Source organism: Sphingomonas sp. UNC305MFCol5.2, from assembly GCF_000712135.1.
Taxonomy (GTDB): Bacteria; Pseudomonadota; Alphaproteobacteria; order Sphingomonadales; family Sphingomonadaceae; genus Sphingomonas.
The window spans coordinates 497,605-514,659 of the sequence record NZ_JOOE01000002.1; the positions used below are offsets into that span (position 1 = coordinate 497,605).

16 protein-coding genes are annotated in these 17,055 nt (G+C 66.5%); 1 reads left to right on the forward strand and 15 read right to left on the reverse strand.

Features of this window, described 5'->3' with window-relative positions:
- Positions 1 to 270 precede the first annotated feature (270 nt).
- On the forward strand, positions 271 to 1,482 hold the full coding sequence (locus BR78_RS0109460) for a glycoside hydrolase family 16 protein (protein WP_231478225.1): 1,212 nt from the start codon (positions 271 to 273) through the stop codon (positions 1,480 to 1,482).
- On the opposite strand, the gene BR78_RS0109465 is transcribed toward BR78_RS0109460, so the two are convergent.
- From BR78_RS0109465 to BR78_RS22315, 15 genes are all read right to left on the reverse strand, one after another.
- Positions 1,454 to 2,404 (reverse strand): glycosyltransferase family 2 protein, encoded by a 951-nt coding sequence (locus BR78_RS0109465; protein WP_051683277.1) that lies wholly within the window; start codon positions 2,402 to 2,404, stop codon positions 1,454 to 1,456. The two genes, BR78_RS0109460 and BR78_RS0109465, sit on opposite strands and share 29 nt — an antisense overlap.
- A 2-nt stretch (positions 2,405 to 2,406) precedes the next feature.
- Positions 2,407 to 3,495: an acyltransferase family protein gene (locus BR78_RS0109470; protein ID WP_029936315.1), complete on the reverse strand. Its 1,089-nt coding sequence runs from the start codon at positions 3,493 to 3,495 to the stop codon at positions 2,407 to 2,409.
- Positions 3,492 to 4,652, reverse strand: coding sequence for an endo-1,4-beta-xylanase (locus tag BR78_RS0109475; RefSeq protein WP_029724421.1), 1,161 nt, complete (start codon positions 4,650 to 4,652; stop codon positions 3,492 to 3,494). Before BR78_RS0109475 ends, BR78_RS0109470 begins: the two co-directional genes overlap by 4 nt.
- A complete protein-coding gene (locus BR78_RS0109480) occupies positions 4,649 to 5,614 on the reverse strand; it encodes a glycosyltransferase family 2 protein (RefSeq protein WP_049811688.1) in 966 nt (321 codons plus the stop codon). Before BR78_RS0109480 ends, BR78_RS0109475 begins: the two co-directional genes overlap by 4 nt.
- Positions 5,615 to 6,562, reverse strand: coding sequence for a glycosyltransferase family 2 protein (locus BR78_RS0109485; RefSeq protein ID WP_029724423.1), 948 nt, complete (start codon positions 6,560 to 6,562; stop codon positions 5,615 to 5,617). It lies immediately after the preceding gene.
- Entirely contained in the window at positions 6,559 to 7,485 is a 927-nt protein-coding gene (locus BR78_RS0109490) for a glycosyltransferase family 2 protein (RefSeq protein WP_029724424.1), read from the reverse strand. Before BR78_RS0109490 ends, BR78_RS0109485 begins: the two co-directional genes overlap by 4 nt.
- Positions 7,482 to 8,855, reverse strand: coding sequence for an O-antigen ligase family protein (locus BR78_RS0109495; protein ID WP_051683278.1), 1,374 nt, complete (start codon positions 8,853 to 8,855; stop codon positions 7,482 to 7,484). Before BR78_RS0109495 ends, BR78_RS0109490 begins: the two co-directional genes overlap by 4 nt.
- Entirely contained in the window at positions 8,852 to 10,132 is a 1,281-nt protein-coding gene (locus tag BR78_RS0109500) for a polysaccharide biosynthesis protein (RefSeq protein WP_029936321.1), read from the reverse strand. Before BR78_RS0109500 ends, BR78_RS0109495 begins: the two co-directional genes overlap by 4 nt.
- Positions 10,125 to 10,937 (reverse strand): WecB/TagA/CpsF family glycosyltransferase, encoded by an 813-nt coding sequence (locus tag BR78_RS0109505; RefSeq protein WP_081855716.1) that lies wholly within the window; start codon positions 10,935 to 10,937, stop codon positions 10,125 to 10,127. Before BR78_RS0109505 ends, BR78_RS0109500 begins: the two co-directional genes overlap by 8 nt.
- Positions 10,938 to 10,947: 10 nt before the next feature.
- Positions 10,948 to 11,700, reverse strand: coding sequence for a hypothetical protein (locus tag BR78_RS0109510; protein ID WP_049811690.1), 753 nt, complete (start codon positions 11,698 to 11,700; stop codon positions 10,948 to 10,950).
- Positions 11,697 to 13,058 carry a GNVR domain-containing protein gene (locus BR78_RS0109515; protein WP_029936325.1) on the reverse strand — a complete coding sequence of 454 codons (1,362 nt, stop codon included), beginning with the start codon at positions 13,056 to 13,058 and terminating at the stop codon, positions 11,697 to 11,699. The genes BR78_RS0109510 and BR78_RS0109515 overlap by 4 nt, the downstream gene beginning before the upstream one ends.
- Positions 13,055 to 14,398: an ATP-binding protein gene (locus tag BR78_RS0109520; RefSeq protein WP_051683279.1), complete on the reverse strand. Its 1,344-nt coding sequence runs from the start codon at positions 14,396 to 14,398 to the stop codon at positions 13,055 to 13,057. The genes BR78_RS0109515 and BR78_RS0109520 overlap by 4 nt, the downstream gene beginning before the upstream one ends.
- Before the next feature lie 26 nt (positions 14,399 to 14,424).
- A complete protein-coding gene (locus BR78_RS0109525) occupies positions 14,425 to 15,312 on the reverse strand; it encodes a polysaccharide biosynthesis/export family protein (RefSeq protein ID WP_081855717.1) in 888 nt (295 codons plus the stop codon).
- Between the two features lie 4 nt (positions 15,313 to 15,316).
- A complete protein-coding gene (locus tag BR78_RS0109530) occupies positions 15,317 to 16,561 on the reverse strand; it encodes a hypothetical protein (RefSeq protein WP_231478226.1) in 1,245 nt (414 codons plus the stop codon).
- 238 nt (positions 16,562 to 16,799) lie between these two features.
- Positions 16,800 to 16,928 (reverse strand): hypothetical protein, encoded by a 129-nt coding sequence (locus BR78_RS22315; protein WP_269320208.1) that lies wholly within the window; start codon positions 16,926 to 16,928, stop codon positions 16,800 to 16,802.
- Positions 16,929 to 17,055: the final 127 nt, after the last annotated feature.

Here is a 17,055-nt window from a genome sequence, read left to right on the forward strand (position 1 = left end):
GCTTTTCGACTTCAACTTGTCGCAAATCGGGCGAGTAACCTAGGTTATTCGCCCAAACCATCCTAAATTACCCTTCGAGGCGGCACAGTTGTCGGTCGCCGACACCGGGGGGTGTTTTACATGCGTATCCCTTCTCTGCGCCCGCTTGCGGGCGCCTTCTCTCTGTGCGCGCTCACGGCGTGCTCAGGGGGCGACGCCAATTCTTCCCAGAAACAGGCAGGAACGATTGTTGTTCCTGCAACCCAGACGACCACCGCCGTCGCGGGGCCAGTGCAAGTCGAGGACACTGCAGCCGGCACCAACAGCTTCGCGACCTTCGACTTCGCCAACGGCACCAGGTTTCCCGCCAAGGCGACCTTGTCGATCGGCGCGGCGGTATTCAATCCGGGCGCGTCGGTCGCTTATGTGCCCGTGACGCTCAACCAGCCGACGCCCAACACGGTGATCGCCCGCGTGATCACCGTCAACGGATCGGACGCCAACAAGGCGATCTCGGGCTATCAATACAAGACGACCGAGGATGTCGTGATCTTCCGTCCCGGCGATCCGTTGCGCCAGACGGTGTCGGTGCCGATCCTCGACGCGGCCGACGGGCAGCAATTCTCGCTCAAGCTGCGCGAGGCGCCGTGGGGTGCGAACCAGGGCACCGCTACCAACACCGTCACGGCCGACGCAGACGCCACCCCGACGGCCGCGGCCACGTGGGGCTTCCGCAACCCGCGGACCTTTCGTACCTATGGCACGCTCCAATATGAGATGACCAAAGACACGATGCGCTGGTCGGACGCCGGCTGGTCGGGGGCCTGGTCGACCAAGCTCTCGCATGGCCGCGCCCAGCCCGCGAACGGCGAGACGGGTCTCTATCTGGACGAAGAACTCTATCCGTGGGTCGAAGCACCGCTGCGCTACACCGACGAGGGGCTGGTATTCCACACCCAGAAGCTGTGGTCGCCGATCACCTATAACGGCACAGCGTACAATTACGGGTCGGTCGTGCTGAGCGGGCACAATACGCCCGCCACCCAGATCGGATATGGCCAGTATGAGTGGGTAGCGAAGATGCCCACGCGGCGCGGGTCATGGCCGGCCTTCTGGCTGATCTCGACTTCGGGCTGGCCGCCGGAAATCGATGTCTACGAAGGCTTCGGCTATCAGAGCTACTGGGACTTCGACCGGCACATCTCGGCGACGATCCATGGCGGCAGCGGCGGCTGGCGTTCGTTCCAGCGTGGAACCAACATCCAGGCCGAGCAGGCTTACGGGCTGTCGGGCTTCTCGGAGGGCTTTCATCGCTATGCCGTCGACATCGGGCCCGAGTACATCACCTGGTTCGTCGACGGGCTGGAGACCTATCAGAGCGTCAATCCGTTCCGCGGCTTCCGCTTCTACCCGATCATGGATGTCGCGGTGAAGACGACCGGCAGCTACGACGACGGCTCGGGCGACATGGTGGTCAAGAGCTTCCGCGCCTGGGAGAACTGAGCGGTGTGGGAGCGGCGTAGAGCGCGTCGCTCCCGCCCGCCAGCGCATACAGGCGGGCAAGCGCCTTGACCCATTGGCCGGCGATGTCGAGGCGGCGGTGGCGCTGCCACGCCAGCGCCGGCAGCGCGGCGGTACGCAGGCCGAGCAATGCGAGCGAACGCACGCCCAGGCCGACGCGTCCGATCAGCCCGCGCTGCTTGCGGGCGACGCGCGTATCGGTGACGCCGATCCGCCACATCCGCCGCAGCACCCAGGCCTTGCGCGCACGATCCGCGCCGACCCATTCGGAGACCCGCGCTCCCGGCGCCCAGGCGAAGGTGAAGCCGATCGCCTTGAGCCGGGTGAGGAAATCGAGATCCTCGCCGCCGCTACGATTGAAGGCGGGATCGAACCATGGCGCGCCCAATGCTTCCAGAGCGGGCCGCATCACCAGCAGATTGTTGCTCGCATAGAGCATCTCGGCGGGGCCCTCGGGGCGCTGCTCGGGGCGGAAGACGAGCGTCTGCTCGGCCCAGTCGGGCGTGCCTTCGGGGAAGACCGGAATGACCGGCCCGCCGACCACCGCCGCGTCGGTGCGCTGCTGGACGGTGCGCAACGCCGCCAGCCATTGCGGCTCGGGCCACTCGTCGTCGTCGATCATCACCAGCCGCTGCATCGTCCGGATGGTCAGCGCATGCGCGACGATCGCGTTGCGGACATGACACAGGCCGGGTTCGGGCACGCGGATGACCTCGACCGGGATCGGCAGGCCCTCCTCCGCCATCGCGATCGCCACCGCCGCCCCCTCCCCGCCGGCATCATTGTCCGCGACCAGCAAAGCGGTGTCCTCCAGCCGGTCGAGCTTCGCGATCGCCTCGATCAGGTGACGCAGCCGGTCCGGGCGCCGGAAGGTGGGGATCGCGATGATCGTCGCGGCGTGCATGTCTATTCGGCGGCCTGCTGGAACGGCAGCGGCGGCCGGGGCACGACGTGACGCTCGAGCTTCTTGATCGCACGATGGCCGGGCACTTCGATCAGCAGATAGCTCGCCCAGCAGACCAGCCAGGTGGCCACCAGGATGCCGGCGTAGAACACCCAGTCGAACCCGGAAAATCCATGACGATGGGCGATTCCCATGCCGCGCGCGAAGACGTCGCGGACCAGAGGATGCCAGAGATAAATCGAATAGCTGATCAGCCCGAGATGGAACACCACCGGGTTCGCGAGCAGCGCCCGCGACGCGCGGCCGTCATAGTAACAGGCGATCACCAGCAGCGGGAAGCACAAAGCGACCACGACGTCGCCGCCGGGGATCAGCAACGCCACGACGAGCAGCGCGCAGCTCGCGAGGAAGCCGCGCTCGCCACCCAGCAAGCGTTCGCATCGCGGGTCCCGCGCGACGCGGAAAGCGACGACGCCCAGCGCGAAGCCGGCGAGGCAGCGCAGCACGGGCAGGATCGAATTGCCGTCATTGACGTCGAGCGGCCCGCGCGAACCGTGGCCGAGCAGCGCAACGAGGATCAGCAGCGCCACCGCGCCCGCGACCTGCAGCCAGACCGCGCGCGAGAAAGCGAATATCGCAATGAGCGGGAACAGCAGATAGGCGACGAGCTCGGTGCTCACTGACCAGCTATTCCCGGCAAGTGCCTGTGTCCCCCACCCCCAGCTCTGGATCATCAGCAAATTGGTGACGATGTTGGCAGGCGTCAGCGCCACGGGCTGGTCGCCCGACACGTTGACGAGGATGCGGACAAGGAACACCAAAGCGACGACGAAATGGAGCGGCCAGACACGCGCCATCCGGTTGAGCAGGAAATCGCCATAGCTGGCGGCGCTGGGGCGCTTCACGACGCGTTCGTAATAGCCGATCGAGATGACGAAGCCGCTGAGCACGAAGAACAGGTCGACCGCGAGATAGGCGCGCGAGAACAGCCCGATCGCAAAGTTCTGAAAGGCCGGCGAATGCGGGATGTGGTAAAGCAGAACCGCGACGGCGGCGAGGCCCCGCAGGCCGGTCAACGACGCGATTCTCATGCCGGCACTCCCTGCGGTCCGATACTTGCCCGGCGCGGCGGTGCGGCATCGAACGCCGCCGCCATCTCCGCCCAGAGCCGCTTGCGTTTGAGGTCCGCGTCGAGAGGCAGCCCGCGCGATTTCTGCCCGTCGGGCCAGCGATAGTCGGGATAGGTCGACAACCATGAATAGCGGTCCGACAGACCCCAGCTCAGCACCGAGCCCATGGCCGGATTGTCGAGCGCGACATCGAGGAATGCCCGGCCGACCGCGGCGACCTGCGCGTCGCGGGCAGTGACGTCGGCGGGACCGCCGCGATCGGCGATGTCGAATTCGGTGATCGCGATTCCCAGCCCCATCCCGCGCACGCGATCGAGGAAGTCGGCGAAGATTCGCTCGTCAAACGGCTCGCGGAACGGCTTGAGGTGCCCCTGGACACCCAGAGCGTCAATCGGCACGCCGCGCGACAGGGCACCTTCCAGCAGCTCCAGAATCGCGTCGCGTCGCGCGGCACAGCGGCGCGAGTTATGCTCGAGTCCGAAATCGGTGAGGAACAGCTTGGCCCTGGGATCGGATTCGCGGGCGATCTGGAAAGCCAGGTCGATATAGCGGTCGCCGAACGCCTGTTCCCAGATGTTCTTGGCACGCATCCCGTCGCGGCGGCCCTGATTGGGCTCGACGGGCTCGTTGACCACGTCCCATTCAGTGATGCGCCCGGCATAGCGCCGCATCGCCGTCTGGATATAGCCGCCGAGCAGTTCCTCGCGGTCGCGCGGACTGGCGCCGGGCAGCGCCGCCTCGAGCCAGGGCGGGTTCGCCGCGTACCAGACCAAAGTATGCCCGCGCGCGCCGAGGCCGTGTTTCTGGGCGAAGTCGATCAATTTGTCGGCGCCGCTGAAGTCGTATTTGCCGGGCTTCGCCTGGGTGACATGGCGCTTGAGCTCATATTCCTCGACGATCACGCCCGCCTCGCGCAGCACCGCGGCGGTGAAATCCGGATCCTTGGCGATCTGGCTCGACTTGATCGCGCAGCCGAAATGCCGCCCGCTCTTGCGGGCACGGGCGTCGAGCCCGGGCCCGCTGGTATCGGGCTCCGGCGGCACGAACGGCACCGCGCTGGTGGTGAGCGGGACGCTGCACGCTGCCGCGGCGCCGGCGAGGAAGGTACGACGCTTCATATCCGGGCGCCCCGCACCCGGCTGGTCAATGCGATCCATCGATCCGCCGCTTTTCGATAAACATTGTCAGGGATAATGATTTGCAACAGCACAATGGCGGCGATGCGCGGGCGGAAGGCACCGTGGCGCAGGGCATCGAAATAATAAAACAGCGCCGTGCGCCGGCTGGTCGGCCAGACGCTCTTCGCGGCGTGCCAGCCCATATAGGCGGAATAAGCGCGCGCCGAGATGTGCGGGCGCAGATCCTTGAGCCAGGCGAGATTGCCGATATTGGCGCGGACCTGCGACAGGCGGTTCTCGGTCTTGCGATCGGCCCACAAAACCGTCGCGCGGGGCGCCATCAGGAACCTCGCGCCGGCCAGCGACAGCCGCACCGCGAAATCGGTATCGTCGCCGAAGCCGACATCCTCGCGATAACGCACCGTGTTCGCCAGCGTCCGCCGCAGCGCGAGACTGCTGGTCTGGATGAAGCCGCGCTCGCACATCAGATAGCGATCGACGGTCTCGCCGCTCAATATCTCGCGATAGGGCTTGAGAAAGTGCCGTCCCGAGCCGCGATCGACCACCACCCGGCAATAGGCCACGATATCGTCGCCCTGTGCGAGCAGCGGCAGCAGATCGGCGAGATGATCGGGGAAGAAGCGATCGTCCGAATCGAGGAAGGCGACATAGCGCCCGCGCGCATAATCGATGCCGCGATTGCGCGCCGCCGCCGCCCCGGCATTGGGCTGGACGATGATATGGAGGCGCTCGTCACCGATCGCGGCGACGGCGCTGGCGGTGCCGTCGGTCGAGCCGTCGTCGACGACGATGACTTCGATGTCGCGCACATTCTGGTCGAGCGCGGATTGCACCGCCTCGACCACGGCGTCGCGCCGATTGTAGGTGGGGATCACGACCGTGAACAACGGTCCCTCCGCCGCATTCGCCCCGACTGGCTGAAGCTGGCTAGCCGCGTCCATTCACTTGCCCGCCTTGCCAGCCAGCGCCTCGGGCTTGCCGAAGCGATGGACGAACTGGTTCACGAGCGAGCGGTAGAAGGACTTGGGGAGGTAGGAGCGCAGCAACTGGCGCGCGAGGATGCGTGCCGGCACGCGTCCGTAGAACAGGCCGCGGACCAGCTCGGGGATCGTCGCGAGCGGGCGGACCGGCGCCATGTGGTAGGCGAGCACCGTCGCGCGATAGCCGTGCCGCGCCCGGCTGGTGAGCAGATGCCCGCAGCGATCGAGCCAGTCGAGCGAGGTCTCGTAGCCGCGGACATAGGAAGTCCGCCCCACTTCGGTCGCGTCGAGCCAGATGGTGAGCGGCTGCTCGATCATCCGGAAGCGCGCGCCGGCGACTTGCAGCCGCACGGCGAAATCCAGGTCCTGTCCTTTCTTGAGCGCGGGATCGAAGCGCACGCGCTTCGCCAGCGCGGTGGGCACGACGAGCGTCGAGGTCTGCATGAACTGGTTGGCGCAGAACAGATACTCGCCGACATCCTCATCCTCGCGAATGCCCCGCTCCGGCCGGACCCAGTAACGGTCGACTCCGCGGTCGACGTTCATCTGCGAATAGAGGACGGTATCCCCCTCGTCGGGCAAGGCCGCCGCCATGATCGAGAGCTTGCCGGGCAGGAACTGGTCGTCGGAATCGAGGAAGGCGATATAGCGCCCGCGCGCCTCCTCGATCCCGCGATTGCGCGCCGCCCCGCCGCCGGCATTGTCCTGGCGGACATAGCGGATGCGCGGATCGCCGATCGCGGCCACCACCGGCTCGGGATCGTCCTTCGATCCATCGTCGACGACGATGATCTCGAAATCGCCGAAATCCTGGTCGAGCACCGAACGGATCGTCTTCGTCACGATCTCCGCCCGATTGTAGAGCGGGATCACCACCGAGAAGGTGGGCTGGCCGGTGTCGTTCCTCATGCGCCGTGCACCTTGCGATATTCTTCGTAGTGATTGCCGGTGAGCGCGGCGATCTTGCCCGCCGCGCGATAGAGCTTGCCGAGCCGCTCGATCCGTTTGCCGGGATCGAACGTCAGCGCGCCGAGCGAGCCGAGCACGAAGCCGCCGACGATGCGCGGCACCTCGGCGGTCGCCACCTTGATCGGCGTGCTGTGGGTCAGCGCAGTGATCGTATCGGTCATCCCGATCCGGTAGCCGCGCATCAGCAGCCATTTGGTCGTGATGCGGCTCGCCGGAATCAGCTCGGTGACGCGCGCATCGTCGGCCCAGGCGAAGCGACGCCCACCGCGCTGCATCCGAGTGAAGAGCTCCTTGTCGGAGCCGCCGGTGAGCGCCATCGCCTCGTCGAACGGCGTATCACCCAGCGCACGCAGCGCCTCAGCCGCGATCAGCACATTGGCCGTGCTGTCGACCAGGTCGACCACGCCCGAGGCGCCGCGCAGCTTCGGTCGCAGGATCGGGTGCTCCAGCATCCACGACGGCACGTCGCCTTCCATCTCGCGCAGCACCGCGCCGCCGACCACATCGGCGCGCGTTGCGGCCTGACATGCCAGCATCGCGTGGAGCCAGTGCGGATCAGCTGCCTCGTCGTCGTCGAGCATGGCGACGAAGCGGATGTCGGGCAGCCGCAGCGCCGCGGCGACAAGGGCGTTGCGGACTTGCGGGATGCCGGGCTCGGCAACCGTCAGCAGCTTGAGCGGCCAGCGATAGCCCTCCGCCTGCAGCGCCTTGGCTGCGGCGATCCCTTCCTGCTTCTCGGCGTCGTTATCCGCAACAATCACCGTGACCGCGCGCTCGGTCTGCAGCGCGGTGAGCGAGCGGAGCGTACGGGTTATCCCCTTCGGCCGCTGGCGTGTGGCAATGCAGACGGCGATTTCGGTCATGCAGGAACTCCGGTAACTGGGATGCGCGCCCGCTGGCGGTGCCAGCGGGGCCGCTCGACCGCCTTGAATGAGGCGTGCGCGATGGCGAGCGACGAGAGGAAGATCACCCAGACCTGACGATCCTTGTCGAAGAACGAGGTCTCGAGCAGGTTTTGGTAGAGCACGAAGCTCCAGATCGCGAAGGCGCTGGCCATCAGCGTGGCGTTCTGGCGGGTAGTCCCGGTCAGGAACCAATAGGCAGGCAGCACCACGAACGAGAGCAGCAGCAGCACCAGCCCGACCGGACCGGTGGTGACGAGGATCTCGAGATAGCCGTTGTGCGAATGCGCCGTGAGCAGCTGGAATTTCTGGTTGAGATAATCGTGCGCGGGCGAGAGATCGCCCACCTGCCAGAAACCGCCGAAGCCCGCGCCGAGCCAGGGATGATCGCCGAGATAATCGATCGCGACCTTCCAGATCGAGACGCGCCCGGTGAAGGCGGTCGGATCGGCGAACCAGCGCTCGATCACGGGCTGGAAGGCGATGTAGAGCGCAAGGAACAGCAGCATGCCGAGGCCGACGAGCAGCAGCAGCACCGCCCGTTTGGCGACCGACTGGCTGAGCAACCGATAGACCGAGCTCACCGCGAGGATCGCGAAGCACAAAGCGAGCGAGGTCTTGCTCTTCGTGCCGACCACGAAGACGAACGCCATCACCGAGAACAGCGCATAATACCACTTCCTGGAAGTGAAATAGGCGTGCGCGGTGACCACGAAGGTGAGCGCCATCACGGCGCCGGCGATATTCTTGTGGAAGAAGAAGCCGCGCCACGCGCCGATCAGCGCCTTGTCGCTCTCGGTCGGCGGGTGGACCGCATTGGGGGTGAGCGGCAGCGATATCCAGCAGATCAGCAGCGAGGTGACGAGCGCGGCCATCAGCGTGCGATAGATCCGCTCGGGCCCGAGCAAGGCAAGCGCGAGGAAGGTGATGTAGATCACGATCACCTGCTGCATCACGCGCTTGAACGAGACGAAGGGATCGACGCCCCACGCGCAGCTGATCAGGAACCAGCCGAGCATCAGCAGCATCGGCCAATAGGTGAAGCGATATTGCGGCTTGTAGCGCCGCACGAGCTCGAGCAGCGTCAGCACCATCGCGAAGCCGATGAAGAATGCCTGTTTGAACGGGTCAGATCCGTCATTGTTCGCCGCCATCGCCACCAGCTGCTCCTGGTTGCGCGACGAGAAGGGCTGCTGGCCGATGAAGATCAGCATCAGGAAGATGTAGTAAACGGCCTGTGCGATCGGGATCAGCGCCTCGGCACGTGCCGGCGCGGCACCGCCGGCGCGGAGCGGTGCGCGGCCGCGATACCAGGGAAGCGCGAGGCTCATTCCGCCGTCTCGCGCTGGGTACGCCGCCAAACATGGTCCAGCCGCCAGATGCCGAGCATCATCACGAGCTGTGCCAGCACTACCCCGGCGATCGTGTAGACCGAGGGTGCGAACAGCGTGATCGCGACCACTGCGGCGACGCCGACGAAGCAGCTCCGCACGCTGGTCGCCGCGAGCGGCCTGAACGCGCCGCGCGCCTGGGTGAGCACGCTCATCGGCGCCTGGAGGCACTGGACCAGCGACAAAGCGGCGCAGAGCGCGACTGCGATCATCACCGTTTCCACCGACAAAGTCGGCTTGATGATCACGTGCGGAAAGACGAACAGGATGAGCGCCGCGGTGACTGCCGTGGCGATCCAGATCACCAGCAGAGCCGCGAGAAAGGCCCGTACCGATCCGCGGGCTGAACGCTCGTCGCCCTTGCCCACCGCGCGCGCCATGCGCGGGCGTTCGAGCTGGGTGAGTGCAGTGATGCAGACATTGACCGGACGGAAGAAGAGCATCCCCACCGCTATCGGCGCGAACGCTGCGGGGCCGGCGAACAGTGTGACGATATAGCTGTGCGCGTTCGACGTCGCCTCGGTGGTGATTACGCCGATCAGCGTCCATGCCGATTGCCGCTTCCACACCGGGCGATACGCTGCAAAGGCGCGCCCGAGGCCGACCGGCCGGTGGCGGAACAGAAAGCCCGCGCCGAAGGGGATCAAAGCGAGCAGTCCTGCGCCGGCGATCACTGCCCCGAACAGCTCGAGCCGCGCCCCGATCGCGAGCGTAGCGCCCACGCCCGCTACGACGAGCACTGCATAGACCAGGTCCGAGACCGCGGCGCCGCTTGGCGTATGATGCGCATAGGAAGTGGCACGGCCGAACCAGCGGAGCAGCGAGAACGTGCCCGCCAGCCCGAACGCCGCCGCGGCCCAGGGGCCCGCCATGATCCAGCCGATTGCGGCGCAGAGCAGCCCCTGCGACAGCGCGAGCAGCAGGTTCATCGGGAAGAAGAAGTCAAAACCTTCGTCCTCGCCGTCCTCGCGCTGGTTCACGGCGATCGCATAAGGCGTCGAAACGAGCGCATTGGACAGTCCGTAGCCGAACTGGATGATCACCAGCAGGAAAGCCAGTGTGCCAATCTCACTCGCCCCCAGCCGCCGCACCGACACGAGCTGGACGAGCAGATGGCTGACCGACACCGCCGCGGATGACATGCTCGCCAGTCCGAACCGCGCGAGCGTCGCGCGGATCGGTTTCTTTTCGAGAGGCAAAGCCGGTGCCTCAGCCATTCCGGTGCTTCCAGATCAGGTACAGCGCATGCGGATTGGTGGTGAGATAGCGCCACGCCAAATGCCGCGGGTTGGTCGCCATGCGGTGGAGCCATTCGAGCCCCGCCTTCTGCATCCACATCGGCGCGCGCGGATAATCGCCGGTGATGTAGTTGAACAGGCCGCCGCAAGTGACGATCCACCCGGCCTTGATCCTGTCGCGGTTGCGCACGCAAAACGCCTGTTCGCGCGGCTTGCCGGTGCCGACCCAGAGGACGTCGGGCGCGGCGGCGTTGATCGCGTCGATCACCGCGTTTTCCTCGTCCGGCTTCCAGAAGCCGTTGCGGCGCCCCGCCAGTTCCAGGCCCGGCGTGTCCGCGCAGATCTTGTCGGCGCAATCCCGGTTCACCTGCTCGGTGCCGCCGAGAAGGTAATAACGCACTTTGCCTTCCGCAGCGCCGGGAAGGCTATCGATAAACATGTCGGTGGTGCTCGAGCGATCGGCGATCTGCGGACCGCCCAGCCAATGCGATGCCTTGACGATCACCTGCCCGTCGGCGTGGATCAGATCCGCCTGCGCCAGGTCCCTGGCGAAGCCCTTGTCGGTCGCGTTGAGCGACAGGCCATGACCGTTGCAGTCGAACACGAGCAGCGGCCGCTCGCCCGCCGCGAGCCGCAGGGGCGCGTCGCGGAGCATGCGTTCGATCAGCGCGCGGAGCGACAGCGTCGACACCGGCACACCGCCCACCCAGGCGGTCTCCGAATGTCCGCTGCCGCCCGCGCCGCTCCCGCTCAAGGGTAATTCGAGGGTGGCGTTTCCGTGCATCTCGCGCCCTTCAGCTCACCACCGAACCGGCGATCGGGATGCGATGCCGGTCGAGATCGTCGATGACGCGGCGGATCTCGGCGACGGGCGTGACGCCCCGCCGCGCGACGACCACAACCGCATCGAACTTTTCGAGCACGTTGCCGAAAGCGGTTCCTCCGCGCGGTCGCTCGGCGAGAAACGCGAGCAGATTGGCATCGGGAAGGTTCCAGCGTTCCGCCGCCTCGGCCAGCGAGCCCTTCTCGACCAACGTCGCCGCGCCACCAGCGGCCTGGCCGGCGGGCATCAGCCACAGCCGGTCGATCGCGGTCTGGAGCACCGGCAGCCGCAACGCCTGACCGGCCAGTTGCTCGGCGAGCCCGATACGGTTGGGCAAACGGAGCAGCCGATCGAGCGAGGGCCGATCCACATCGGCATCGACGACGATCGTCGGCCCGTCCATCTGCGCCATCACCGTCGCGAGATTGGCGGCGAGGATCGACGCCTCGTCGCCGCCCTGCAGCGACAGGATCGCGAGCCGCAGCCTGCCGTCCGCCCCGCTCGCCTCGCGCGCGGTGGCGAGCAGCTTGGCGCGGACCTTGCGGACCTTGGCGACATAGGGATCATCGGCGTCGAACGCCGCGGTCACCAGCGGATCGATACGCTCGTCACTCCTGTCGAGCAATGCGAGACCGCCCTGCCCCGATGTCTCGGCCTCACTGACCGGATGGACCGCAGTCTCGGCGAAGAGCGGGTTTGCGCCCGCAGTGGAACGGAGCCTCATGCAGCCTCCTGACGTGGCATGAACAGGCCCTCGACGGGCCGTGATTTGGGAGAGAGATCGGCGATGACCTCGACTTCGGTCGAAGCCGCCAACCCATTCACGGTGCGGACGCGCGGGCGCAGAATTTCGCTCAGCACCACTGCGGCGATACCGGCGAGCAGCCCCAGCGCGATCCCGGCGGCGAACCACAAGGGTAGGCTCGGGCGGGCGGGTAACAGCGGCACCGTCGCCTGATCGAGCAGGCTCGCATTGGGCTGCGAGATCTGGCTCTTGAGCGCGGCTTCGTTGAAGCGCTGGCGGACCGTGTCATAGGTCTGCCGCGCCGCCTCGACGTCGCGCTGCATGACCATCAGCTGGTCCTGCACGCCCGACATCCGGATCATGCGATCCTCCTGCGCCGCCATTTCGGCGCGCAGCTCGCCCTCGCGGCGGCTCGCCGCGCTGCTGTTGGCGGTCATCGACGACGCCTGAACCCCGCGCGCGTCGCGGAGATGGCCCTGAAGCTCGCCCAATTGTGCCTTGGCGGCGATCATCTCCGGGTGGTTAGGCCCCAGCGACTTGCCGAGTTCCGCCACCTTCGCCGCCTGCGTGGCAATCGCTTCCTGGATGTTCTGGACGACCAGCGACGTCGCGACCTCGGGCACCGCGGCCGACCCCGATTTGGAATGTGCGGCGGCGGCGTCGGCCTGCGCCTGGACGAGATAGGCCGAGAGATTCTTGAGCTTCTCCGCTTCCAGATCCATGCGGTTCATGCCGATGATGTCGTGCGCGCGCTGAAAGTCGGAGAGCTTCTTCTGCGCGATTTCGTAGCGGCGCCGGACATCGGCGGTGCGCGCTTCGAACCATTCCGCCGAACCCTGCGCCGCCGAAGCGCGCAGGCTCACCTGCTCGCGCATGTAGATCTGTGCGGCGAGGTTCGCGACCCGCGCGGCAACCGCCGGATCGGGATCGAGGAACTGGATCTGCAGGACATTGCTCTGCCGCCCGGTCGCGACCGTGAGACCGGCACGTACCCGGGCCGCGGCCTGCTGAAGGCGTGCATCGGGAGGAAGATCGGCGGGAACCTGGTCGACGAAGCCCGCGGCCTTGGCAACTGCGTCGGTCACCTTGGCGCTCTTGATCAGGTCCACCTGCGTCGCGATGATCGAATCGGTCTCGATCCGCCCCTGCTGTTGCTGGGTACTGTCGGTAGGATCGGTCTGCGAGAGATCGAGAAGCAGCGACGACGCCCCCAGATATTGGCGCGGCTGCACCAGCGCGATACCCGCGATGAGCGCGAACAATACGCCGGTGATCGCCGCGACCAGTAGCCAGCGCGCCTTGAGCGCCTCGATCAGATCGGCTGCCTTGATCGTCATAGCCCGACTCCCTGGAGAAGCTCACGTGCGTCGAGCGTCTCGCGATCCAGCGATGCGGTCTCGCGTGGCCGCGATGCGGCGCCGTTCGCCATCAGCACGAGGAATTGCGGCGACAAGGAATCGGCGAACTGAAGCTCGCCGGGCATGCCGTCCTCGCTGAGCGCCGGAGCGATCAGCCCGATGGTGCGATCGACCGTGGTCGGCCCGCCCAGCTCCTCGCCGAACAGATCGGTGCCCGCCGCGGTCATCCGCTCGAAGGTGAGCACCGGCGCATGCGCCGCAAGCACGCCCGCCAGTGCGACCATCCCCCGCAACGATCCCGCCTGGCCGAGCGCACGCGCGAAGATCGCGTAGACGTCGGGGGTCAGATCGCTCCATTCGGCGAGCGCTTCGGCAAGTCCCTTTTGCGCATCGGCGAGCGTGACGCGATCGCGCCCCGCTCCCTCCGCCGCGAGCGCGGCATGCATCCCGAACAACCGCGCATGATATGGCGACCCGATCGCCGCTGAGACGATCGTCTGGACCGCCTCTTCCTCGAACGACAGCCCGGCTTGCTGCGCACAGAGTCGCAGCAGGCCGGCAAGCTCGTCGCGCTCGATCGGCGACACCGGCTGGGCGAACAAATGGCGGCGCAGCGAGGGATGCGCGGCGAGCAGGCCGTCGACATTCCCGGCAATCCCGACCAGCACGATCTGCACCATGGAGTGCATGTCGGTGAGCAGCTTGAGCAACGTCGCGACTTCGTGCCGGGTGCGCTCGGCGGCGACGCGATCGAATTCGTCGACGATCAGCAAGGTGCGCTGGTTGACGCCCTGGACGAACAGATTGGCGACCTGCTGGACGCTCAGCGGCCGGTCCGCCGGGATCGTCGCGGCGATCCCGCGCTGAAGCGGCAGCTCGTCGAGGAACGGGCGGAACAGCCCGTCGACGCCCGCGCCTTCGCTCGCCGAGCCATAAAGCGCGACGCATCCCGCCTCGTCGGCGAGATCGCCGAACACGCGCGCCAGCGAAGTCTTGCCCGATCCGCGCGCGCCATAGATCAGCGCGTGCTTGCGCTGCTTGACCACTGCGTCGATCAGCCGCGCCAGTTCCTTCTTGCGCCCGGCCAGCCCATGACGATCGCTCACCGGCACCGCGGTGTTGAACGCCGCGAACACGGCGTTGCGCCGGAACGCGATGCTGGGTCCCGCGGTCGATGCGCGACCGCCCGAGATCGGCACCGCGACCTCTTCGTCCGGCGGCCCCGCGTCATAGTCGAGCCGCTCGGGAATGCGTCTGCCGCCGGCGTCCCCGCCAAGCAGCCCCCGCAGCCAATGCCGCAATCGCTCGTTCCAGCTCATGCCGTAACTCCAATTCTGCGTCGCGCTCAAAACAGCTTCTCGCGGATGACCAGCACGTCTTCGGGCTTGACGGGATCGTCGAGATTGAGCCCTTCGACTTCCTTGCCCGCGCGGCGCACCTTGATCCGCTTGGTCGAGCCCGCGAGCGTGGGTCCGCCGGCGAGCGCGAGCGCCTGACGGAAAGTCTGGCCGGGAACGAAGGTGAACGCGCCGGGTGCCTGCACCTGGCCGTAAACGTAGACCTTCTCCGCAGGCGGGATGAACAGGATGTCGCCGGGCGCTAGCGGCCTGCTGGCGCCGGCATTCATCTCGGCGAGCGAGATGCGAACCGGGCCGCTGCCGTCGGCGGGCGTCAGGATGACGGCGTTGGCGCCGGTGGCGGTCGCGCCGCCCGCCCGGGCGAGCATCCCGGCGACGGTGTACGGCCGATCGAGCGGGTAATTGCCCGCCTGGGGCACGTTGCCGAGGACCGTCACGAAGCGGCTGACGAACTGCGACACTTCGACATTGACCGAAGGCCGCTCGAGGTAGCCGCCCTGGGCGTATCCCGCGGCGATCGCATCGGCCAACTCCGCGGTGGTCTTGCCGCGCACGTCGACTGCGCCGAGCATCGCCAGCCGGATCGTGCCGTCGGCCTTCACGCGCGTGGTGACCGACAGATCCGGCTGGCCATAGATGAAGACTTTGACCTCGTCGTCGGGACCGAGCCGATAGCCTTCGGCCGCGGCGGCGCGGGGCGGTGTAGCGGGCGTCGCCGGCGCGGCGGCAGGTGCGGAAGCCGTGGCGACAGGCGCTGCCGGTGCGGCAGCAACGCCTGCGCCGGTGGTCTGCGCCACTACCGGCAAAGCGAGGGCGGTCGATGCGGCGAACGCCGCGGTGAAGAGCCGGCTCTGGGTCAGAAGAATATTCCTCATAGGTTCAAAACCTCATGGTTGCGCCAAGCGACACGCGATTGGCGCGATAGTTCGAGACGTCGCTGTTGGTGGCTCGATCGAGATGCGTGACCGAAAGATCCAGGGCCAGAGCCTCGGTGATCTTGCGGCGCGCAATCAAACCGAACTGGTTCGTTCTATCGTGCGTATAGCTGAATGGCCGGATCGCCGCATCCTGGCGGAAATCGCGCCGCACCAGCTCGCCGAACACGCCGACTGACGTCAGTTCGCTCAGTGCAACATCGGCAGAGAGCCGCCACGCGGTGCGCACCGCGAACCCCGTGGCGATCAGGCTATCGTTGACGATGGTGCGCTCGGTGGCGCCCGTGAGCTTCACGCGCGGAATCACCATGCTCGAGATGCGGAAGTTCCAGCCCGGCCCGTTATAGCTGCTCACCGCAGCGGCGGTGCTGGTGACGTGCATCCAGCGGATATCGGCGTCGATCGAAGTGAGCGGCGAGACAGACCGCGAAAAGGACAGCCCATAAGCGTCGCTGCGGTTCTCCACCGCGAGTTGGGGCCGCTCACTGGTGACATGCTCGTAATAAGCGGTCAGCTTGCCGAGGCTCGGCCGTGAATAGCCGATGCCGGCGCGGTATAGATTGCTGGTCTGATCGGCATATTCGAAGCCGTCGCCGTTGCGCGTGGTATCGCGCTGCCATGCGACGACCGGATAAAGGCCGGCGGGGCGCTCGCAATCGGCCGCGACGCCGAGCATCGAGAATTTCTGGAGATTCTCGCTGGCGCTGTTGATGTCGCCGTAATCGGCGCGCTGCTGGCGATAGCTAGCGGACGGCCGCACCCAGCATCGCCCGGCGATGACGTATTTGCCCGAACCTTCAAGCTCGAGACGCGGCTTGCTCCGCTGGGTTTCGGAGATGAACCGGTCATAGCCCGCGAACGCACGAAGGCTGAAAGCGGCGATGCCGATATCGCGATCATAGCCGATCTCGATAGCGGGAGTGACGATCACATCGGCAACCGGATCCTCGGTTCGCGAGTCGACCCTATAGACGTTACCGTCATAGACCGTGGTCAGCGAAGGCTCGATTCGCAGGCCTTGCCTCGCCTCCGTCTGCGGCTTAGGCCGTGGCGCTTCCTGGGCACGTTCCGGCACCTCGGCTTGCTGAGCGCGTTCCGGCGCCTCGGCTTGCTGGGCATATGCCGGCATGCCGGACAGCACGCCGAACAGCGCGCCCCCGACCGCCAGCAGCGGCGTTCGCCGCAACACGGCAACGCGTTGTCGCGCACGCCAACAACCCTTCGCAGATGCGAAAGTTTTTCGTTCAGATACTCTTCCGTCAGAGCTAAGCACGCGCTCTCGACCTCATTGCAGTGCAGCAATTTGATCATGCTAGAGCGTTCAAGCGCCGGTGCCCACCGGGGCAAATGCAATTGGTCGCGCCAACGGCACGGCTTGTTTGTTTCTGGACGGCATCACCTGCCGTCGGCGGGTCAGATCCGGGCGATCAGCCCAGCAGCCAGAGCCCGACCGCGCCCAGGGCGACGACGAAACTGGCGATTCCCGCCCAGCGCGAGCCGGCCTGGATCAGGCGTTCCGCGATCGGCTCGCGAAGGTCCGCGGGCATCAGCCACATCGGTTCCGCCTGCGCATTATCGGCAGAGCCCGCATCGGCGTCCCTCGCCATTATCAAATTTTCCGCCACTGCCTGAGACCTTTATTGCCCAGCAGCGGCTATGGCCGAAAGTCCTTTATGGAAGCTT